This window comes from Aeromonas sp. 61P (genome assembly GCF_051919545.1).
GTDB classification, from domain to species: Bacteria; Pseudomonadota; Gammaproteobacteria; order Enterobacterales; family Aeromonadaceae; genus Aeromonas; species Aeromonas veronii.
In genome coordinates, this window is sequence record NZ_JBQBEL010000001.1 from 1458741 (window position 1) to 1480106 (window position 21366).

The following is a 21366-nucleotide window of genomic DNA, read 5'->3' on the forward strand; positions in this document are numbered from 1 at the left end:
CGCCCAGGCAAAGCCCACCTCGAACAAGGTACGGCCGTGCTCGTGAGGATTTCGCCAATGGCTGCCCTCCTTCAAGCCTCGCTCATCGAGGTAGTTAGACACAGCCTTTTGCAAGGCTTCGTGCTTGGCCTGAAATTGATATCGATATCGAAGGAAGTGGTTCTTAAAATAGCGTAAGCAAGACACCGGCTTGAGGCCGGTGTCAGGTGATACCTAAATATTTAAAAGTAAAGAGATCTCCATAGAATACGCGTTATAGTTATCTTCTCGTAATAACCGATGACCATCTAACTCGATCACATGAGCTTCAGATGCAAACACATCTAATGCAGGATTCTCCATACCACACATAATGATTTGAGAATTTTTAGGTACATTCTCCATAATCACTTTAACTACTTTTTCATACCTGTGAACGGCTTGTTCTTGCTGGTTAGGAGTATCGACTACAAAAGGAGATGTTGCACAGTTCTGAGCAAATTCACTCTGTCTTAGGATCGCTAGTTGGTATGCAAGCAAACCTCGAGTTCCCTCTGCTGCACCTCCCCCCATCAGCTTGTTATAATCTGTTGGGTGTTTAACCTTGCTTAAATTCAGCCCCTCAGCACCAAGAACCTTGATGTTTTCTATCAGGTTTCCCATGAAAAGTTCTCCCAGCTCTTTTCTAGTAGCCGTAGGTAATAACTTTCGCTGGTCTGATTTAAACCTTTTTTGGTTTTGTTCTGCATTCATTAAGATAAGTTTCTGCGTTTCTTTAGAACGAATCACATTATTGTTTACATTTTTTTTAGCAATATTACTTAATACACTTGAGAACGCTGAAGATTCAACCTCATTCCCATCATCTGAAACAATGTATTTTTTGTTGATTCTTGTGACTTCTTCTCTTGCCATTATTAGGTCGGAGTTAACCACATGAAGCTGACTTTTCCTTTTCGCAATCTCATCTTGAATTAGATACACCTGATCCAATACCGCACTTTTATCCGCAAGCAAGACAGCCCTACTAGCTAGTGAGTTATCGTGGTGAGTGCCACACAATGGGCATTCAAGTACATCCCCGGGAATAGACTCCACAGCAAAAGCATAATCTGCTTCTAGTTCATTAGCTGAGTTAACTGCTAGCTCTAATTGTTTTTCCAGGTCATACAACTCAGTTTTAATATCTGTTTGAGTTTCAAACAACCTCACCTGATCCGCTACAAACTGGCTTAGTTCCTCTTGAATTTCTTGCTGAACAATATCGAATTGCTCTTCACTCATCGCGATCGTAGTTTCTGCTGACACCTCTTCTAAGACCTCAATTGCAGAGTCTATTCTTTGAATTTGCGTATTAGCTTCATTTGCAATTATTTTCTGTTCGCAAATGTTCTCTTCGATCTCGAAATGCTCAGGACCAATGTAACCAGAGTGATACTTAACGACAGTAGGCTTCCAATTACGATACTGCCCAAGCCTTTCAAATGACTCCCATGGCTTGCTCCAGCTCTTCAACTGATCAATATAGAATGGCAGGAAATAAAAAGCAGGTGGTGGAACTTGTAATTCAGTCTCATCATCCCGATTAGGGAGCTTGAGCTTAAAGTCAACTAGCTGTGAAAATTCTTCCGAGTAGCGCCCCCCAATACTGGTATACCTTACTCCATTAAGCACTATAGTATTTTGGTAACGAATCACATAGTGCTCAACGCCGTTAACGTTGAAGTAAAGCAGTGCTTTTACATCATTAGACTTCCACTCCTCATCCAGCGCTGGCTCACAGCCTAGCGCCCAGAATATGTTTTTTACTAATGTAGACTTACCAATACTATTGTCTTTTCCTGTAACTAGATTCAATCTCTTGGGAAATTCGAACTGATTCGCAAGTCTTTTCGAATCTGATACTAGAACTAATCGTTTGAATTGCAAGCTTTTCATTTTTTCTTTTCCTCAAGTTCCTAATTAGTAATTTATAGCTTTGGTTCATGATTAGTCCTTTAGGTAAAGGTAAAGCACTTCTGCCGTAATCTCTTCGTCATCATTAAAAGAGTCTACTGGAAAATCAGCTTTGATCTTTGATACCTGAGCTGCAAAACCATCCCTTAATGAGCTGTATTGATCAGGATCTATGGATTTGATGCAATCCTCAAGCTGTTTCATTCTGTTAATATCAAACGCGGTCAGCATCCCTGTTCTCTGAAGTAATAACTTTTCTATTCTTCTTCGATACTTTTTGAAAGTAGGAAAGTTCCACCCCATATCATCTTTTAAGCTACTTAAGTCGCTTATCATACGCTCAGTGGAAGGATGTGTGGTGTTCACTGCTATGACTTCTTTGACTTTATATGATGTCAGAGACTTCTCATCGACAAGTCTTTCCCAATCAGGGAAATCATACTTCACGCATCCTTTCCTATGAATTTCATCAATGATGGCTCTATAAATTGAAACCGCGTTACACATACCATTAGGAAATAGTGAGTCAACGAGATCTGAAAATTTAGTAATTACATACTCTCGTTGATTCTCTAACCTAATTGTAGGTATGATGAACTTTAGATTGTTAGGGATTTGGCTTTCTCCTAACTCAGACTCAATTTTTATTGTAAGTTCTTTTTTACAAGCTTCTGATAAGTCACCTATAGTTATTACATCAAGTTTAAGCTCATTATTATTCTGATCGAGATTAAAACCGTTGGAAGCGACCAAGCCTATTTCAGTTATCCTGTCAGTATATTTAGTTCCAACGCATGAGCTAAGAAGCTTCCCTAAGACGGAGTTCTTTTCTCCTTTTTTGGCTGCTGAGCGTTTTGTTAAGGAATCTACAGTGTATCGAGCGCCAGTCTTATTTTTCACTTGATAGAAATCAAACTGCGCCTTCTGACCATCCATGGAGTCAGCTATAACTACGTCTTCGTGATACTCAAGAAGTAAAGCATAGTCTTGCTGCTTATGATGCTTTTGCAGAATTTTGCATAGTGCCCAGTGAAACTGGAACTCGTACTTTGCAAAAGTCTCCGCTCCAGACGTTTCTCTTTGGGGTTCATTTAGAATGTTGTCGACCATGTGATCCAACCATAACGAAGCCAACTCTTTGAAGAAATTTTAGTAACTGCATGATATCACATGTAAAACTATGAAATGAACGGCCATAATATTTACAGGTAGGTATGGGCGTTGTTGACTAAACCTAAGTGAGCTAAACTTGATAGCGTACTGGGCGGTTTAGCTTTTTAACTACCCCTTCTTCTTCGGCGCGCCTCAACCAATCAGTTAGCTGTGCTTTGTGTAACTGTGTGCGTTCAGCCAACTCATCAACGGAGACTGGTACCTTTGCTAACCATTGAAGCTCGGTGGTGAATAACTGATAAAAATCGATATAGTTTGATAGTGCAGCCTCATTTTCAATATGTCGTTCTTTGGTGGTGTCAATATCTACCCACTGCTCGGGAACCTCACTATCGCGTGCAACATCATAAACCGCTGTCTCTGGTTCGGTCTCAGTAAACAATTCTGGCTGAGAAAGCATAGAAAAGAGATCGGTCTGTTCTTCTTTCGCATGATTCACACCACAGCCTTCATGGCTCATTAAATCGGCAATGGTGAATGAGTAAGCATCAGCCTCCAACCAACGGCCACCTTTGACTACCAGGTCTGCATTGGCTGCATCTTTGTCCGTTGTATGTTTAACCCACAGTGGTACCCAAGCTTTTTTCAGGTTTTCTTCTGCCCCGTTTATTGTCCCTCCTTTCTTTCCAGAGTGAATAACTAAAGAACTATCAGCCAAGCAGTAGATGTATTTATTGCGGGCCATTGCATTACCGGCATTGAAGCCCGATTCGGGGTAAAAAGGTGATATCAAGACGGTATGCCCATCCATCAAGCCTTTTCGCCACTTGCTGCTGGTCGCAGCTTTTAGCAGGCTATCTGCCATCACCCCGATCACCGCACCACCTTGTTTGATGGCCCCTTGCATTGCCGTCTCATCGACACCGCGAGCTCCACCGGAGACAATCGCAACTCCCTCTGAGGCAGCCTTGAAACCCACCTGATCTGTAAAAGCCAAGTCCGACACACTGGCGTTGCGTGAGCCAATAACAGCCAATCCGCCGGCATTCAACAGAGCTTTGTTACCACACCCAAATAACACTGCTGGTGAGTCTGTTTTTAGTCGCTTTTTTAGGCGTTTTGGATACTCGGGGTCGGAACGGGTAACCACCCAGAGTCCAGCCCGTTGCCACTTTTCCATCGCAAGTGCAAGACTATGCCCACGATTCAGCAACTCAATAATTCGCTCGGTACTGATACGCGTATCATGCCAACCATTTAGTAAAGTCTTAGGGTCCGTCACCAACAGATCGGCTGGCGTGGCAGATTTCTCTTTCAGCCACAACGCAAATCTTCCCCATTCCGCATTGGTAAGTGGCTTGGCGGTTTCGCTACTGGCTTTTGAGAAGTAGCTTGTCAATAGCAGCGTAGCTTGTGCTGTAGGTGACAATAAGCTTGAAATATTCATGAATCTTTTACCGATGAAGAGGCAAGGGCTACGGGATAAACTGGACCACTTCCTGCCTGCTGTAATAGTGCTGCGATGACTGTTAATGTCCAGCCGGAATCTACAACATCATCAACCAGAAGAACCGGTTGTCCCGGATAACGCTGAGAAACTTCAAATGCACCATCTAGATTTCGGCATTGATGGAAGCGATTTTGCTGAACTTTTTGTGGTTGGTTGTCTTTCACCTTGCTGATTGCATCTATGAATGGTAAGCCCAAGCGAACAGCCAAGCGACGAGCAAAGTCCGGCACCAATTCAGGGTGGTTACGGGATGGAACACAACACACCCACAGTGGCGCTGGGTTAGGCTGCCAACGCTGCTGGATCATTTCCACCATGGCATCAACCAGTTCATCGTTGAAACGTCCAGCGTGCTTGTTGTCAGCAACTAAACGCCCCCAGCCAGCATCCCCCCAGCGAGACAAAACACGCCCCTCTTGTGCGCGAAGATGTTGAGGTAAATTACCGCGAAATCCGTATTCCAGAAACGCATTAGATGCGACTTGGGCTTTGGGCTCAATCACCATTTCTGCGTGCTTAAGGAATGTACCCGCACGATGAGCCAAAATAGGATCAACATATACATTGATCTCCGGGTGGCCAAGGCAAGATGAGCATTTACCGCAAGATGTTGGATCGAAATCATCTAGAGCTCGACGCAGAAACGTCATTTTGCAACCGATATCTGTAATGTATGCCTGAACCTCCAGCCATTCTTGGACACGTTGTCTAGTAAGATGGGCGATACGATTATGGTCCATTCGGTAATGAACTGGCGTTCTGAGCCACCGGCTACCGTCTTTGATAACAGGTGCCGGGTTTTCCACGCTGAGCAGCTTAAGCACTTTTTCAATCTGGCTATGACGCAGGTTCGTGTGCTCTTCAATACTTCGAAGGGTTAAGCCATCACTCTGCTCCAGTAACTGCAGAATTTCATTAACTTGGCCCTCTGACGGAAATGCTGAAGCCCGAAAAAACTCATGGATGTCCTGATCTTCCACTCCGGACATCAATACACCTACCGCATGATCGATGCCACGCCCTGCACGGCCGACCTGCTGGTAATAAGCGACGATAGAACCAGGTGCTTGATAGTGAATCACGAAGCTTAAGTCTGGCTTGTCGTAGCCCATACCTAAGGCTGTTGTTGCTACTAATACTTTTAATTGATTGTTGAGTAGCAGCCCCTCCAGATGCTGACGGTATGTATCACTGTTTTCAAAATCCTCATTCTCAACGCTACCGTAGTAAGCTCTGGCGTCGATTCCGTTTAACCCTAACCACTTAGCGACTTGCTCGGCATCCCGTACTGTTAAGGTATATATAATGCCAGTACCAGGCAAAGTGGGGATGACTTGCGCTAACCAGGCCAAGCGAGATGCTTGATCTGGCAGTATCATAGCTTGCAACGCGAGGCTTTCACGGGTTAGTGGACCTCGATGGATCTGAATGTCGCCCAGTTGGATTTGAATATCGTCAACCACCCGGTCATTAGCTGTTGCAGTGGTACCAAGTACTGGCGTATTGGCGGGTAACTGACGCAGTATATTGACGATACGTCGATAATCCGGGCGAAAGTCATGGCCCCAGTCGGAGATACAATGGGCCTCATCAATAACCATCAATGCAATACGGTCGGCGATAGGCTGCAACACGGTGTCAATAAAACCATCGTTAGCTAATCGCTCAGGGGAAATTAGTAAACAGTCGATCTGATTAGTAAGAATACGCCGGGTAACCTCTTGCCAATCGGCACTATTGGTCGAGTTCATGGTTTCTGCGACAATGCCTAAACGTTGGGCCGATTCAATCTGGTTACGCATTAACGCCAACAAAGGCGAGACGATTATTGTCGGCCCCATGCCACGATCGCGGAAAATTCTTGTGCTGATAAAGTAAACCGAGCTTTTACCCCAACCTGTGCGCTGCACCACTAACAGTTTCTGACGATGGTTCACCAGCGCATCAATGGCTTCCCATTGGCCTTCACGGAATTCTGCTGAAGGATTGGCCAACGCCGCTTGCAGTAATTGTTGGGCTTGAGCTCGAATCATTATCGTTCCTTGATTGAGATTATGGGTTCACCAAGCATTAGCTTGGCTCGCAGCAAATCGTTGATGCAGTTGATCATCTTGAATTAATCTGACAAGAGCAACACCTTAGCTGTAATCTACATCCCACTTTTCCCACTTTATCTGGCCTCTTCCACCACCTTGGCCTGTTGTAGCCGTTCAAACTTGGCGTGTACCCGGTTTGGGTAGAGGTCGGTGTAGATCTGCCAGAGGATGTTGATGTTTCTATGGCCGGTGACTTGGGCGACTTCATCAATGACGAAGCCAGCCTCAAACAGACGGCAGGCTCCTTCGCGGCGTAGGTCGTGCCAGCGTAAGTCTTCAATACCAAGCTCCGTTCTGACTCGCTGAAAACCTGCGGTGACGCTCTTGCTGTTGTAGGGGAAGATGCGATCGTCGGCTCTGGGCTGACGTTTGAGGATCTCCCAAGCCTCGCCGAGCAGGGGCACCAGCATATGGTTCCCTATCTTTTTTCTCGGGTCTTTGCGGTCTTCAACCAACACAGCCCGGTTTTTCTCATCCACGCCAGACCACTTGATCTTGCATACCTCGCTTATCCGCATGCAGCTCAGGATGGCGAAGTTGAGAAGAGCGGTGTAGGGGATCTTGGCCATGCCGCGGCTCTGTCGTTTTTCCAGTCCCAGAATAATCCGATCGAGTTCATCGCTCACCGGACGTCGGGTGCGCTTCTGGGCTTTCCCCACCAGTTTCAGGTTGTTAAGGGTCTTACGAGCTTCAAGGATGAGCTTGTTGTCGACCGGGATATTGAAGACGGGGTTGGCGGCAGCAAATACGGAGCCAAGGTAGCTGATATCGTGGGCTATGGTGGCAGGCGAGGCTCCCGCATCCCTTCTGGCCTGACAGTGGTCGACCAGATCCTTGATGGTGAGCTGATCAGCGTTGAGCTTAGCGATATCGCAATCGGCTACCAGATCGAGGCAGTAGGCTTTGGTTCTGCCTATGGTGGGGCTGATGGCTGGGTGATCGCGGTAGAGGGCGATAAGCTCGCGGATAGTGGGGACGGGTTGCACCAGGCCAGGCAAACCATCCCGCTCGATCATCGTCACCATCTGCATCCCCCAGCTCTTGGCGTCTGACTGTCTGCCAAAGGTACGGGATTCTCGGTATACTACCTCTTCGCCTTTATGTTCCCTGACGGTACAGCGATAGCGTAACTCGCCTTTGCTGGTCTTACGTTTTTCTATTGTGTAGCCGGCCATAGATACCTCGTGGAGTACACCTGCCCCATGAAATGGTGGGGCAGATATGGGGCAGGATCAATCAACAAATGTCTGGAAACACCCGCAAATGACTCAGAAACAAATCAGTGAAAACCCCGTTAAATCAGGCTCTGAGGCCATATCTGGCAAGCCTGCCCACCGCCAGACATTCTCGATTGCCCCCATGCTGGACTGGACTGATCGGCATTGCCGTTACTTTCATCGACTGATGAGCCGCCAGACCTTGCTCTATACCGAAATGGTGACCACTGGCGCCATCATCCACGGCAAGGGGGATTATCTGGGTTACAGCGAGCAGGAGCACCCCATTTCCCTGCAGCTGGGTGGCAGCAATCCGGCCGATCTGGCGCGCTGTGCCAAGTTGGCCGAGGAGCGCGGCTATGACGAGGTGAACATCAACGTCGGCTGCCCCTCCGATCGGGTGCAAAACGGCCGTTTTGGTGCCTGCCTGATGGGTGAACCGGCGCTGGTGGCAGACTGCGTCAAGGCGATGCGCGATGTAGTCGATATTCCGGTGACGGTGAAGACCCGTATCGGCATCGACGATCAGGACTCCTACGAATTTCTGCAGGCTTTTATCGAACAGGTGCGCGATGCTGGTTGTGATACCTTCATCGTCCATGCCCGCAAGGCGTGGCTGAGCGGCCTGAGCCCCAAGGAGAACCGCGAGATCCCGCCCCTCGATTACCCTCGCGTCTATCGGGTCAAGCAGGATTACCCGGAGCTCACCATCGCCCTCAACGGCGGTGTCACCTCCATGGAGCAGACCCTTGAGCACCTGCAACACGTCGATGGCGTCATGATGGGGCGTGAAGCCTATCAGAACCCCTACATTCTGGCGCAGGTGGATAATCTGGTGTTTGGTCAGAACAACGCTGTGCCGAGCCGCCACGAGGTGGTGCGGATGATGCTGCCCTATATCGAGCAGGAGCTGGCCAAGGGCAACTACCTCTCCCACATGACCCGCCACATGCTGGGGTTGTTCCAGAATATGCAGGGGGCCCGCGCCTGGCGTCGTCACCTGAGCGAGAACGCCTGCAAACCGGGAGCGGATATTCAGGTGGTGCTGGATGCCATGGCCAAGGTGCCGGAGTTTGCCGCCAGCGAGCAGGGCGAATAACTCTCCTGTCAGGCAAAGCGAAAAAAGCGCGTCAGTTGACGCGCTTTTTTGATCGCTGTCGCTTCAATATCTGAACTGGTTGATCAGCCGCGAGAGATCCTGCAGCCGCTCTACCAGCAGGGTGATGCCATCTAGCGCCTGCCTGCTGTTGTCGGCGGTGTGGCTGGCTAGCTGGTGGATCTGGTGCACCCCTTCATCGAGCGTCGCCGTGACGTCGGCCTGCTGACTCACCGCCTGGGCGATCTCGTCGCTGGTGCGGGTTACCTGCCCCAGCATCCGGTTGATCTGGGTGAGCACGTCGGCGGTGGTGCCTGCGTGCTGCTGGCAGCGCACCGAAGTCTGTGCCCCTTGTGTCATCCCGTCCGACAGCTGTTGTGTAGTCTGTTGCAGCGCCTGGATCATCTCGTGGATCTCGCTGGTCGAGGCTCGGGTCTTCTGGGCCAGCGCCCTCACTTCATCCGCCACCACGGCAAAACCGCGCCCCTGTTCGCCCGCCCGGGCGGCCTCGATGGCCGCATTGAGAGCGAGCAGGTTAGTCTGGTCGGCGATTTGACTGATCACCTCCAGAATGCCGCTGATCTTCTGGCTGTCGCTGGTGAGCTGGGCCAGCACGGCGTGGTTGGCATCCAGCTCCTGATGGAGTTGGTTGACGGCAGATCGGGTGGTCGCCAATGCTTGCAGCCCCTCATCGGAGACCTGCTGTACCTCTATAACCAGATTGCTCGCCTCATGGGCACTGTGGGCCACATCCCGAATGGAGTGGCTCAGTTCGGTGATGGCGGTCGCCAGCTGCTCGCTGTGGGCGCGCTGCTGCTGCAGGTGGGTATCGATGGTCTGGATATTGCCCCGGTCATCTTCGGCTGCCTGCAGGATCTGCTGGTTGGTGTCGGCGCTGCGCCCGACCACAGCCTTGAGCTCGGCCTGCTTCATCCGCAGGGCCAGTTCGACGGCCGCCAGGGTGTCGCGCCGTCGGGTGTAGAGCACCTGACAGAGGTGGGTTCCCTTGTCTTGATCGGCAAGGGTGAGCAGATGAGCCAGCCGTTGCTGCAATCGCCAGCCGTGGATTGCCTGTGCCAACAGCAACAAGGCGGTGGGCAGCAGCCATAATAGGTTGCCGGTGGCAAAGGTAGCAAGGGTAGTGAGCAAGGCAGAAACGGAGAGCCAGAGGGTCAGCTGACCCGGTTCAATGTGAAACCGGCTCAGCCAGGGAAGCGCCTTGCCGCTGCGCAGCAGGCCATAGAGCTGCTCGGCCCAGGCCACATCGCTGGCGGCGGGTTTGGTGCGCACCGACTGGAACTCGACGATCTCCTTCTGCGCATTGAGGATCGGGGTGACGTAAGCGTTTACCCAATAGAACTGACCGCTTTTGGCGCGGTTCTTGACCAGTCCCATCCAGCTTTTGCCCTGCCGCAGCCGCTGCCACATGTCGGCGAAGGCCACCTTGGGCATGTCGGGGTGTCGCACCAGATTGTGGGGTACCCCTTCCATTTCGGCCGCACCATACCCGGCCACATCACAGAAGTGCTGGTTGGCATAGGTAATATGACTGGCGGGATCCGTGGTCGAGATGAGTGCGATGTTGTCGGGGAAGTGTATCTCCCCCTCCTGATGGAGTTTGGTCATGTGTCGTTCCTGAAAAAGCCAAATAACTGATAACTATGTTTTTTATTGTCGTTCTCAGTTAATCATTCTAAGGCTCTTCAGTGCCCCGAACTTGGCTTGGGTCAATTAATCAACACAATGAATTGATGAAGTAAGGGTCAGCTGGCCGGTGTGAAATCGTGGACTTCGCCGCTTCTCGGTTTAAAGCGCGGATCGCTATCTTTGTAGCTGCGCACCAGCTCCATTGTCTTGCAAAAGCTGGTCTGCTTGTCGTACTCCTGACGAGCCAACTCGATGGCCCGCTCGGCCCGGCGCCGCTCCATCTTGTCAGACTTGCGATCGCTGAACTGTTGCTGCTGGTGCAGCATCCAGCCGACAAACTCTTGCTGGCATTGGGATTCGCTGTTGGCCTGAGCAGGCAGGGTCCACAACAATGAGAGCAGTATCAAATAACGCATGTCTGACTGGGTATTGAAGATTAATTGAACAGAAGGGGCGGCATTTTAGGCTGGAAATCGGGGTGTGAACAGTATCAATAGCGAGGCCCTGCGGGGCCTCGCATCGTTGTAGTCGGTGTCAGTGTTTGACGAGGTAGAGTTGGCGGCTGTAGGCCACATCTTCCGGGTTGTTGATGGGGTAGCCCTTGAGCCATGGCTTGATGAGGCGGGCATTGGTGTACTGGTAGATGGGGGCGATGGGGGTTTGATCCAGCAGGATCGCCTCCGCCTCGCCAAACAGCTTGCTGCGGCTGGCGGCATCCTGAGTGCTGGCCGCCTCTGCCAGTAGCTGGTCATAACGGGCATTGGCAAAGCCTGCCATATTGCCGCTGTGACGAGAGCCCCACAGGCCGAGGAACGCTGACGGGTCGTTGTAATCTGCGACCCAGGAGGAGCGGATCACCTCGAACTGACCGCTCTGGCGGCTGTCGAGATAGGTTTTCCACTCCTGATTGGTCAGCTCGACCTCGGCGCCCAGCTTTTGCTTCCACATGCTGGCAATCGCCAGTGCTATCTTCTTGTGAATTTCCGCGGTGTTGTAGAGCAGGGTCAGCTTGAGCGGCTTGTCCGGGCCGTAACCGGCCTCCTTGAGCAGGGCCTTGGCCTTGCTGTCCAGCGCCGACTGGCTGCTGGTGGAGAGCAAGTTGGCGGCCGGGGTAAAGCTGGCGGTCACATCCGGAGTGAAGTGATAAGCCGGTTTCTCGCCGGTGCCGAGCACCTTGTCGGCGATCAGGGTGCGGTCGATGGTGTAGGAGAGCGCCTTGCGCACCCGCACATCGTTCAGTGGTGCCTGACGGGTATTGAAAGCGTAGTAGTAGGTACCGAGCTGATCCGGGGTGTAGACCTCATTCGGGATCTGCTGCTTCAGCTTGTCGTACTGCTCCTTGGGGAAGGATTCGGTGATATGCAGATCGCCAGCCAGGTAGCGGTTGGTCGCCGCGCTTTCCTGATTGATCGGCATGAAGATCACCTTGGTCAATACGGTATGGGCCCGATCCCAGTAATAAGGGTTGGGGGTCAGCTCCAGCTTCTCGTTGACCACCCGGTTGTTCAGCACAAAGGCACCGTTGCCCACCAGTTTGCCGGGCTGGGTCCACTGGTTGCCGTACTGCTCGATGCTGGCCTGATGGAGCGGCGACAGGCTGGGGTGGCTCAGCAGGTTCAGGAAGTAGGGTACCGGCTGGGAGAGGGTCACCTGCAGGGTGTGATCATCGAGGGCCTTGACCCCCAGCTCGCTGGCAGGCAATTTGCCAGCCACGATCTCGTCCACCTTGTCGAAACGGGCCAGTTGGGCAAACCAGGCGAAGGTGGCCGCCTCTTTCGGGTCGACCAGCTTGCGCCAGCCGTAGACGAAGTCGCCGGCCTTGACCGGATCGCCGTTGGACCAGCGCGCATCCGAGCGCAGATGGAAGGTAAAGAACTGGTTGCCCTTGTTCTCCCAGCTGGCCGCCACCCCGGCAACCGGTTTGCCATCCGGCCCCTGGGTCAGCAGCCCCTCGAACAGATCCCGCAGTACCTGCAACTCCGGCAGGCCGACCAGCTTGAGCGGGCTCAGGCTCGCAGGTTCATCCTTGAGGTGGCGAACGACAATCTGCTCGGCGGCGAGTTGTGTTCCGGCGGGAATATCGGCAGCCTGGACAGCAGCACAGCCCAGCAGGGCCAGCAAGGGGCTCCATCCTTTCATGGGTCGGATCCTTCAAATAGTGTGAAGCGGGGAGAAAACTCGGCGAGAAAATATCGCCGACAGATGGGAAATCATGATATCCCGTTTGCTGGTCTGACCGCCAGCATTCGACTCTCACTCCCAATCGGGGTAGAAGAGCGTTCCCGGCGTCTGTGCAGTTCAATGTGGTGAGGAGTGTCAAACGATGAAAGCATGGTTATTGCTGGCCTGTGTGTTGAGCCAGGGTGCCTGGGCGTTGGCCCCGTGCCAGAGCGACACGGCGGTGGGCAACTGGTGCGAGATCGGCATCGATGCCTTGCACCCGACTCAGGGGGGCGTCGGCCAGATCCAGGTCGATGAGACCCAGGCCACATTGGCGGGCATGAGCGCAAAGCAGCTCGACAAGTTGATGAAAAAGAAAGAGATCCCCGTGGTGATTGCGCCGGATGGCAGCTACTGGCTGGTGGACCGCCACCATCTCACCAAGGCGCTGTGGCAGCAGGGCGTCAAGGATGCCCGGGTCAAGGTGATTGGCCGTTTGCAGGACAAAGCCAACTTCTGGAGCCAGATGCAGAACAACCACTGGGCCTGGCTCAAGGATGAGAAGGGACAGCCGCTGACCCCGGAGCAGTTGCCGACCAGTATCGACAAGCTGCCTGATTACCCCTATCGCACCCTCGCCGGACTGCTGCAGAATGCGGGCTACTTTCGCAAGGATAAACAGGTCTATTTCGTCGAGTTTGCCTGGGCCAGCTGGCTCGGCAAGCAGATGCAATGGATGCTGGTGGACAGCGCCAATCTGGCGGCCCGCCTGCAACAGGCCAAACGGCTCGCCTGCGGCAGCGATGCCAAGGATCTACCCGGTTATCCCGGCAAGCAGTGCAGCCTCAACCAGTCCAAAAGCGCGCAATGAGTGGATGTGCGATGAGGGCATCCAGAGCATGCCGGAGATAAAAGAGGGCGACCCTGGGGTCGCCCTTCTGCTGTCAGCTTGTTACTGCTGGCTGGCGGTGGTCACTCATGGCGCTCCGCCCAGTGGGCAGCCGCCTGCTCAAGCAGGGCGACTTCACCTTGCTGGATCAGCGGTAGCAGATCGTTGAGCTGTTGATCCGGCCAATCCCACCAGGAGAGGGCCTGTAGCCGGGCAATCTCCTCCTCGCCAAAGCGCATCCGCACCACCCTGGCTGGGGTGCCCGCCACCATGGCATAGGGCGGCACATCCTGATTGACCAGCGAACGGGCGGCGATGATGGCGCCATCGCCAATAGTGACACCGGGCATGATCATCGCCTCCATGCCGATCCAGACATCGTTGCCGATGCGGGTATCACCTGCGGGGTGATAGCTGCGCTTGAGCGCCGCCAGATCGGCGAACGGATAGGTGCTGATGAAGGACGTGTTGTGGGTGTGGTTGCCGCCCATGATGATCTTTACCCCGGCGGCAATCTGCACATAGTCGCCGATATGGAGCCGGTCGATATGCCAGAGCGGCTCCCAGCCGGTGTCCGGGCTGCGGCTGAAGGGATCGCCATGGAGGTAGCGCACCGCCACCTCTTCGAAGGGGCCATCCCAGGCACCCGAGTAGTAGCTGTGCTGCCCCTTGAGGCAGATATTGGGGTTGGTCACCGTCAGGTGCAGGTATTCGACCTGCGACCAGTGTTGGCAGGGGTTCATGTTGGTACTCCTTTGCTGAATGGATCGGATGGGTTGCGTTCGCTTGAGCGCAGCTAATAGATCCAGACCAGCATGCGGGGCACGCAGAGCAGGGAGCAGCCCAGCATCTGCGGGAGGCGAGGTCGCATTGTGGTGTGCTCCAAAGAAGGGTGGAAGGGCACGATCATAAGGTCGGGCGCCGGGTTTGCCAAGGTTGCGCAGAGATCCTGCACTAACCCTCTGGTTGATATTTATTCTCAATTAGCCATGATAACACTCCCACCATGACGGACTCGGGAGAGTGAGATGACACCGCAAAGTTGGCAACGATACATGCTGGAGGCGGAGCGTGCCTGGCAGGCCGGTTCGCTGGGGGCGGCGATCTGCTTTTATCAGCAGGCGCTGGGGGATGTTTACGAGATGACCCAGGTCGAGTTGACCGAATTGGCCACCATGCGAGTCGCCACCTGCCACCGGCTGGCCGACTTCTGGCGGGCGATGGATGAGCCGACTTACGAGCTGCGCTACCTGAAACTCGCCTCCGAGCTGGTCACGGCGCTGGTGCCACAATGCCCCAACCGGGAGTGCGAGGCACTGATCAGCGAGCTGGGTTGCTGCCGTGGGGCCCTGCTCGCCTTTCTCAAGCGCCACCCGAATCCGGAAATTGCCCGGCTGATCCAGTTGCAGGACAAGGTACAGGGCTGCGAGCTGATCGGCCGTTTTCGCCTCAACTGAACGGATGTGGGCGCGGCTCAGCTCCGCCGTTTGAGTTTCTGGGCGATCCGCTGCTGCGCCTCTTCCCCTTGCAGTGCCTGGGCGAAGGCGCGCGCCTCTAGATCGATGACAAAGTGCACCGCCTGTTTGAGCTCCTGTTTCAGCAGCGCCTTGCTCTTTTGCAGCGCTCTGGGCGGCTTGGCCGCCAGCTTCAGCCCCTGCTCGCGGGCAAAGGAGAGCACTCCATTGGCCGCCACCACCTTGTTGGCGAGCCCGAATCGCAGCGCCTCCTCGGCATCAATCGCCTCGGCCAGCAGCAACAGCTCCGCCGCCTTGAGGTGCCCCACCAGACGCGGCAGCAGCAGGCTGGAGGCAAACTCCGGCACCAGCCCCAGCTCGACGAAGGGGAGCTGCAAGCGGGCGTTATCCGCCAGATAGACCATATCGCAGTGCAGCAGAATGGTGGTGCCAATCCCCACTGCCGGGCCCGCAACGGCGGCGACCACAGGTTTGGGGAAGTCGGCCAGGGTGTGGAGGAACTGCAGGATGGGGTCGTCGGGCTCCAGCGAGCTCTTGCCCATAAAGTCGGCCAGATCATTGCCCGCGGTAAAGCAATCCTGCTGCCCCTGCAACAGCAGGACATGCACCTCCTCATCGGCTGCCGCCTCTCGCAGCGCTGCCACCAGTTGCTTATAGAGCTCGGTATTGAGAGCGTTGCGTTTGTCGGGGCGGTTGAGGGTCAGGGTGAGCAAGCCATCCTGCTGCTCGGCAATGAGAATGGGGGCCATGTCTAAATCCTTGTTATTGAAAGGTGCAAAAAAGGTTGCTGCTGGGGTAACCTTGGCGCCGTTTAACAACATCATAAAAGGATTTCAACCATGTTTAAACGTGCGTTTTATTCTCTGCTGGTTCTGGGTATGACGGCGCCTGCACTGGCCAAGGTCGAGGCTGTCGACGGTTATGTTCGCCTGTTGCCGCCGGGCTCCCCCAACACTGCCGCCTTTATGGTGCTGAAGAATGACGCCGACCAGCCGGTCAAGCTGGTGGCGGCGGCTTCTGCTGCGGCCGGGCGTGCCGAGCTGCACACCCACCTGCACGAAAATGGCGTGATGAAGATGCGTCAGGTCGAGAATATCGAGATCCCGGCCAAGGGCGAAGCGGTGCTCAAGCCGGGCAGCCTGCACATCATGCTGTTCGAGGTGGGCACGCTCTCCGAGCAGACCCCTTTCCCGCTCACCCTCACCATGGATGATGGTCAGAAGCTGGATCTGTCACTGCCGGTGAAGCCGATTGAGCCGATGGCCGAGATGAAGCATATGAAGCACTGACATTTGTCGTCGTTTGTTCAGGATTGACGCTGGGTATTTTGGCTGCACCGAGTAAAATAGTGCTCTTTTCCATGTATGCAAGAGGAAGTGACGTAATGAAAAAGACGCTGATTGCCGGTTTTGTGCTGGCTCTGTGCTGCCAGAGTGCCATGGCCGCTGACGACTGGCGTTTTGCCGCCGGTGCCGACGTATGGGCAGCCAAGGGCAGTGGTCAGGCTTATGGCACCAGTGCCGATGGCAGCTATGACGACAGCTACAACTGGAACGGCTATCTGCAACTGGAACACGGCATCATCTTCCTGCCGAACGCCAAGTTTGAAGTCTCCGATTTCAGCACCTCCGGTGGCAACTTCAAGAACGATCTGACAGCCTACGATCTGAGCCTCTACTACCGTCTGTTCAACAACGATCTGTTCAAGATCGATCTGGGTATGACCGGCCGTCACTACGATGGCGAGCAGGTCTACTTCGGTCGCAAGGGTTATGACGAAGATACCCTGATGGCCTATGCCGGCAGCGAAGTGAAGATCCCGGGCACCGGCATCGCCTTCTTCGGCGATCTGCGCACTCATGATGCGGACAACTATGACTACCGTCTGGGTGGTTCCTACAAGTTCTCTTCCATGCCGATCAAGCTGCGTGCCGGCTGGCGTGAAGCCAAGGTCGACTTCGCCAATATCGATCAGTCTGTCGATGGCTGGTTCATGGGCGGCGAATTCACTTTCTAATCTGACCGTCAACTGACGACGAGGAGCGATAATGGGCCACATCATAGTGACAGGTGCCGGTTCTGGTCTCGGCCGGGCGCTGACCATAGGTCTGGTTGAGCGGGGCTATCAGGTCTCCATGATGGGGCGCCGTTATCAGCGACTGCAGGAGCAGGAGCAACTGCTCGGCAGCGCGGTGATCGGCATCGCTGCCGATCTGGCGCACCATGAAGAGGTCGACGTCGCCTTCGCTGCAGCGGTGGAGTGGGGCGGGCAGCCCGACATGGTGATCCACTGCGCCGGGGTGGGCGAGTTTGGCCCGGTCGGTGTCTACACCGCCGAGCAGATCCGCCGGGTGGTGGAGAGCAATCTCATCTCCACCATTCTGGTGGCTCAGCAGACGGTGCGGCTTATCGGTGAGAAAGGCGGAGTGTTGGCCAATGTGCTCTCCTCCGCCGCTCAGGTGGGCAAGGCCAACGAGAGCCTCTACTGCGCCTCCAAATGGGGGATGCGCGGCTTTCTCGAATCCTTGCGCGCCGAGCTGCAAAGCTCGCCACTGCGGCTGGTCAACCTCTACCCGAGCGGGATCCGCAGCGAATTCTGGGATAACTCGGATCACGTGGACCCGAGTGGCTTCATGACCCCGGAAGATGCGGCGGCCTATATGCTCGACGCACTGGAAGCCAGAAGCAGCTGCCACGTGACCGACCTCTTTATCGGTCGCAATCCCTGAGGCGAAACCCGCCATCCGGTTGCCGTCGTCAGAATACGGAAACAAAAAGCGCGCCAAATGGCGCGCTTTTTTATATCGGGAAGAGGGCGGAATTAACGGCCCAGCTTGGCCTTGAGCATGGCGATGATGTCGCTGATGGCCACTTCCTGCTTCTCGCCGGTGCGGCGGCACTTGTACTCCACCACGCCGTTGTCCAGACCGCGATCGCCGATGACGATGGCGTGCGGGATGCCCAGCAGCTCCATGTCGGCGAACATCACGCCCGGGCGCTCTTTACGGTCGTCGAACAGCACGTCCACACCGGCCGCTTTCAGCTCGGCGTAGAACTGCTGTGCCTGCTCGGCCACGCGCTCGGACTTGTGCATGTTCATCGGCACGATGGCCACTTCGAACGGGGCGATGGCGTCCGGCCAGATGATGCCGTACTGGTCGTTGTTCTGCTCGATGGCGGCAGCAACCAGACGGGAAACCCCGATACCGTAGCAACCCATCTCCATGGTGACGGACTTGCCAGCCTCGTTCAGCACGCTCGCCTTCATCGCTTCGGAGTACTTGGTACCCAGCTGGAAGATGTGGCCCACTTCAATACCGCGCTTGAGCAGCAGCTTGCCCTGGCCGCACGGGCTCGGGTCGCCTTCCACCACGTTGCGCAGGTCGGCAACTTCGTAAGAAGCGATGTCGCGATCCCAGTTGGCACCGGTCAGGTGGAAGCCGGTCTCGTTGGCGCCGCAGACGAAGTCCGCCAGATGGGCGGCGCTGCGATCGACGATGATGCGACCGGCAAAGCCGACCGGGCCGATGGAGCCTGCATCGCAACCGGCGGCAGCTTTGATCTGCTCGTCGTTGGCGAAGGTCAGCGGGTTAGCCACGCCAGAGAGCTTCTCAGCCTTGATTTCGTTCAGCTCGTGGTCGCCACGTAGTACCAGCGCAATGACGGCCTGCTTGCCGTGCTCATCTTCCTCTGCCAGTACCAGCAGGGTCTTGGCGATGGCGGTCGGAGCCACGTTCAGGAAGGCAGCCACTTCGTCGATGGTGTGGACGTTCGGGGTGGCAACCTTGGTCAGGGCTGCGGTGGCGGCAGCGCGCTCACCAGCCGGTGCCAGCGCTTCGGCCATCTCGATGTTGGCGGCGTAATCGGAGCTATCGGAGAAGGCGATCAGATCTTCACCGCTCTCGGCCAGCACCTGGAATTCGTGGGAACCGGTACCACCGATGGAGCCGGTATCGGCCTGCACCGGACGGAAGTTCAGACCCATGCGGGTGAAAGCCTTGCAGTAGGCGGCGTGCATCTTCTCGTAGGTATCGACCAGAGATTCCTTGTCGATGTGGAAGGAGTAAGCATCCTTCATCAGGAATTCGCGGCCACGCATCACGCCGAAACGGGGGCGTACTTCGTCGCGGAACTTGGTCTGGATCTGGTAGAGGTTGAGCGGCAGCTGCTTGTAGCTGTTCACTTCGTAACGCACCAGCGCAGTGATCACCTCTTCGTGGGTCGGGCCCAGCACGAAGGGACGGTTGTGGCGGTCGGTCAGACGGCACAGCTCGGGACCGTAGTCATCCCAGCGGCCGGACTCCTGCCACAGCTCGGCGGGTTGAACCACCGGCATAGAGACTTCGACGGCACCAGCATTGTTCATCTCTTCGCGAACAATGTTCTCGATTTTCTTCAGTACCCGCAGACCGGTTGGCAACCAGGCATACATGCCGGAGGCCAGTTTACGGATCATCCCGGCGCGCAGCATCAGCTGGTGGCTGACAACTTCAGCGTCGGAGGGGGTTTCCTTGAGAGTGGAAAGCAGATATTGGCTGGTACGCATCGCGGTAGACCTTAGCTAGAACGGGCGCGGGGCCCAGGATAATTTCAAGGGCGGAATTTTAACAGGCTGGGCGTTATGGCCCAAGGGCTAAATTTGCCGCAACCCGAAAGGTGGCAACGCCCGGCAGATAGCCTGGTGCAATGACCATTGCAACAAGCAGGCTTTTTATGCCTGCAATTTGGCCGGATCTCCGCTAAACTCTGCCACCTTTTCTCGATGGGCATGGCTTTTCCGCGTCCATCACCCCCCATTTTTAGTACTTTTGGAGCCGCTCATGCCGTTAGTGGGACATCAACACCAGATCGAGATCCTGGAACTGACCGACAAAGGAGATGGCAAAGGACGCCTGTTCGATCGCCCCCTGTTTGTCGAAGGTCTGCTGCCCGGTGAGCAGGCGCTGGTGGAGCTGACCGAGGTCAAGCCGAACTATCTGCACGGCAAGGTTGCCGAGCTGCTCCAGCCCTCCGCCGATCGGGTTGCCGATTTCTGCCCCAACACCGAGTGTGGTGGCTGTCAGGTGCGCCCGCTGGCCTATCCGGCCCAGCTCAAGCTCAAGCAGGCACTGGTGCAGAGCGCACTGGAACAGGTCGGGCTGGGTGATACTCCGGTCAAGGATATCCTTGGCATGGAAAGCCCGTTCGCCTATCGCAACAAGGCGCAATATGCGGTGCGTGGCTGCGATGTCGGTGCCGAGATCGGTTTTTATCGCAAGCACTCCCACGATCTCATCCCCGCTGATGACTGTGCGGTGCAGGATCCGCTGCACGTCGAGCTCAACGCCCGGGTGCGCAACTGGATGCGCGCGCACGACATCGCCGCCTATGACGAAGTAAACCACAGCGGCTGCGTGCGTAACCTGATAACCCGCAAGGGCTTCAAGAGCGGCGAGCTGATGGTGGTGCTGGTCACTTTGGGCGAGGAGTTACCGTTCGAAGCCGAGCTGTTGGCGAGCTTAAGCGATCTGCCGGTCACTACCCTGGTGCAGAACATCAACGATGAGCGCACCAACCGCATTCTGGGGGCCACCAACCGGGTGCTGCTCGGCGAAGGGGTGATCCGCGACAAGATCCACGAACTCGAGTTCGAGATCTCGCCGCTCTCCTTCTTCCAGAACAACCCGACCCAGACCGATGTGCTCTACTCCAGCGCCCTCGATTATGCCGAGCTGACCGGTAACGAGACGGTGTTCGACATCTATTGCGGTATCGGCACCATCTCCCTGTTCCTGGCTGGCAAGGCCGCCAAGGTCGTCGGGATCGAGTCGGTGGAGAGCGCCATCAGCGATGCCCGTCGCAACGCCGCCCTCAACGGTATCGAGCACACCGAATTCCACGTTGGCAAGGCCGAGCAGCTGATGCCCGAGCTGCACGCCCAAGGCGTGACAGCTGACGTGGTGGTAATGGATCCGCCCCGCAAAGGCTGTGACAAGGCGGTGCTGCAGACCCTGGTCGCCATGGCGCCCCGCCGTCTGGTCTATGTCTCCTGCAACCCGCAGACTTTGGCCCGCGACCTTGCCTGGCTGGTCAAGCAGGGCTTCGTGCTGGATGAAGTGCAACCGGTCGATATGTTCCCGCACTCCATGCATGTGGAAGCGGTTGCCCGCCTGAGCCTGCCCGCCCAGGCATAAGTCGCCCCGACTCTTGCCCATAAAAAACGACGCCAGCTGGCGTCGTTTTTTTCTA

18 protein-coding genes are annotated in these 21366 nt (G+C 55.0%); 7 read left to right on the top strand and 11 right to left on the bottom strand.

The window, feature by feature from the left end:
* Positions 1-213 precede the first annotated feature (213 nt).
* The 5 genes from ACTG2O_RS07125 to ACTG2O_RS07145 form a co-directional block, all read right to left on the bottom strand.
* Positions 214-1917 (bottom strand): hypothetical protein, encoded by a 1704-nt coding sequence (locus tag ACTG2O_RS07125; protein ID WP_303844251.1) that lies wholly within the window; start codon positions 1915-1917, stop codon positions 214-216.
* 51 nt (positions 1918-1968) lie between these two features.
* Positions 1969-3045 carry a DUF4297 domain-containing protein gene (locus ACTG2O_RS07130; protein WP_275057430.1) on the bottom strand — a complete coding sequence of 359 codons (1077 nt, stop codon included), beginning with the start codon at positions 3043-3045 and terminating at the stop codon, positions 1969-1971.
* 133 nt (positions 3046-3178) lie between these two features.
* A complete protein-coding gene (locus ACTG2O_RS07135) occupies positions 3179-4495 on the bottom strand; it encodes a DNA-processing protein DprA (RefSeq protein WP_275057431.1) in 1317 nt (438 codons plus the stop codon).
* Positions 4492-6591 (bottom strand): RecQ family ATP-dependent DNA helicase, encoded by a 2100-nt coding sequence (locus tag ACTG2O_RS07140; RefSeq protein WP_275057432.1) that lies wholly within the window; start codon positions 6589-6591, stop codon positions 4492-4494. The genes ACTG2O_RS07135 and ACTG2O_RS07140 overlap by 4 nt, the downstream gene beginning before the upstream one ends.
* Positions 6592-6728: 137 nt before the next feature.
* Positions 6729-7685 carry a tyrosine-type recombinase/integrase gene (locus tag ACTG2O_RS07145; RefSeq protein WP_303844259.1) on the bottom strand — a complete coding sequence of 319 codons (957 nt, stop codon included), beginning with the start codon at positions 7683-7685 and terminating at the stop codon, positions 6729-6731.
* Between the two features lie 232 nt (positions 7686-7917).
* On the opposite strand from ACTG2O_RS07145, the gene dusA reads away from it, so the two are divergent.
* Positions 7918-8970 (top strand): tRNA dihydrouridine(20/20a) synthase DusA, encoded by a 1053-nt coding sequence (dusA, locus tag ACTG2O_RS07150; protein ID WP_338773705.1) that lies wholly within the window; start codon positions 7918-7920, stop codon positions 8968-8970.
* Between the two features lie 63 nt (positions 8971-9033).
* Here the strand turns inward: dusA and ACTG2O_RS07155 are convergent, their stop codons facing one another.
* The 3 genes from ACTG2O_RS07155 to ACTG2O_RS07165 all read right to left on the bottom strand — a co-directional run bounded on the left by ACTG2O_RS07155 (position 9034) and on the right by ACTG2O_RS07165 (position 12753).
* Complete coding sequence (locus ACTG2O_RS07155) at positions 9034-10593, bottom strand: methyl-accepting chemotaxis protein (RefSeq protein ID WP_439975525.1); 1560 nt, start codon at positions 10591-10593, stop codon at positions 9034-9036.
* A 137-nt stretch (positions 10594-10730) separates the two neighbouring features.
* Positions 10731-11030, bottom strand: a complete 300-nt coding sequence (locus tag ACTG2O_RS07160) for a hypothetical protein (protein ID WP_005335795.1) — start codon at positions 11028-11030, stop codon at positions 10731-10733.
* 118 nt (positions 11031-11148) lie between these two features.
* Complete coding sequence (locus tag ACTG2O_RS07165) at positions 11149-12753, bottom strand: peptide ABC transporter substrate-binding protein (protein WP_439975526.1); 1605 nt, start codon at positions 12751-12753, stop codon at positions 11149-11151.
* Between the two features lie 184 nt (positions 12754-12937).
* Here ACTG2O_RS07165 and ACTG2O_RS07170 point away from each other — a divergent pair, with 184 nt between their 5' ends.
* The gene (locus ACTG2O_RS07170) at positions 12938-13645 is read left to right on the top strand and encodes a ParB-like protein (protein ID WP_439975527.1); all 708 of its coding nucleotides are present in this window, start codon (positions 12938-12940) and stop codon (positions 13643-13645) included.
* Positions 13646-13746: 101 nt separating this feature from the next.
* Here ACTG2O_RS07170 and ACTG2O_RS07175 read toward each other — a convergent pair whose 3' ends face one another.
* Positions 13747-14406, bottom strand: coding sequence for a CatB-related O-acetyltransferase (locus tag ACTG2O_RS07175; protein ID WP_439975528.1), 660 nt, complete (start codon positions 14404-14406; stop codon positions 13747-13749).
* Positions 14407-14691: 285 nt separating this feature from the next.
* Between ACTG2O_RS07175 and ACTG2O_RS07180 the strand changes: the two genes are divergently transcribed.
* Complete coding sequence (locus ACTG2O_RS07180) at positions 14692-15120, top strand: DUF2753 family protein (protein WP_005335785.1); 429 nt, start codon at positions 14692-14694, stop codon at positions 15118-15120.
* 17 nt (positions 15121-15137) lie between these two features.
* Here the strand turns inward: ACTG2O_RS07180 and ACTG2O_RS07185 are convergent, their stop codons facing one another.
* Positions 15138-15887 (bottom strand): enoyl-CoA hydratase-related protein, encoded by a 750-nt coding sequence (locus ACTG2O_RS07185; RefSeq protein ID WP_019445721.1) that lies wholly within the window; start codon positions 15885-15887, stop codon positions 15138-15140.
* Between the two features lie 90 nt (positions 15888-15977).
* Between ACTG2O_RS07185 and ACTG2O_RS07190 the strand changes: the two genes are divergently transcribed.
* The 3 genes from ACTG2O_RS07190 (at position 15978) to ACTG2O_RS07200 (ending at position 17867) form a co-directional block, all read left to right on the top strand.
* Complete coding sequence (locus ACTG2O_RS07190; protein WP_005335782.1) at positions 15978-16427, top strand: copper chaperone PCu(A)C; 450 nt, start codon at positions 15978-15980, stop codon at positions 16425-16427.
* Between the two features lie 95 nt (positions 16428-16522).
* Positions 16523-17155, top strand: coding sequence for a TIGR04219 family outer membrane beta-barrel protein (locus tag ACTG2O_RS07195; RefSeq protein ID WP_019445720.1), 633 nt, complete (start codon positions 16523-16525; stop codon positions 17153-17155).
* A gap of 31 nt (positions 17156-17186) precedes the next feature.
* On the top strand, positions 17187-17867 hold the full coding sequence (locus tag ACTG2O_RS07200) for an SDR family oxidoreductase (RefSeq protein WP_439975529.1): 681 nt from the start codon (positions 17187-17189) through the stop codon (positions 17865-17867).
* Positions 17868-17959: 92 nt separating this feature from the next.
* On the opposite strand, the gene ACTG2O_RS07205 is transcribed toward ACTG2O_RS07200, so the two are convergent.
* The gene (locus tag ACTG2O_RS07205; RefSeq protein WP_139461079.1) at positions 17960-19684 is read right to left on the bottom strand and encodes a proline--tRNA ligase; all 1725 of its coding nucleotides are present in this window, start codon (positions 19682-19684) and stop codon (positions 17960-17962) included.
* Positions 19685-19958: 274 nt separating this feature from the next.
* Here ACTG2O_RS07205 and rlmD point away from each other — a divergent pair, with 274 nt between their 5' ends.
* Complete coding sequence (gene rlmD, locus ACTG2O_RS07210) at positions 19959-21311, top strand: 23S rRNA (uracil(1939)-C(5))-methyltransferase RlmD (RefSeq protein ID WP_047434556.1); 1353 nt, start codon at positions 19959-19961, stop codon at positions 21309-21311.
* Positions 21312-21366 lie beyond the last annotated feature (55 nt).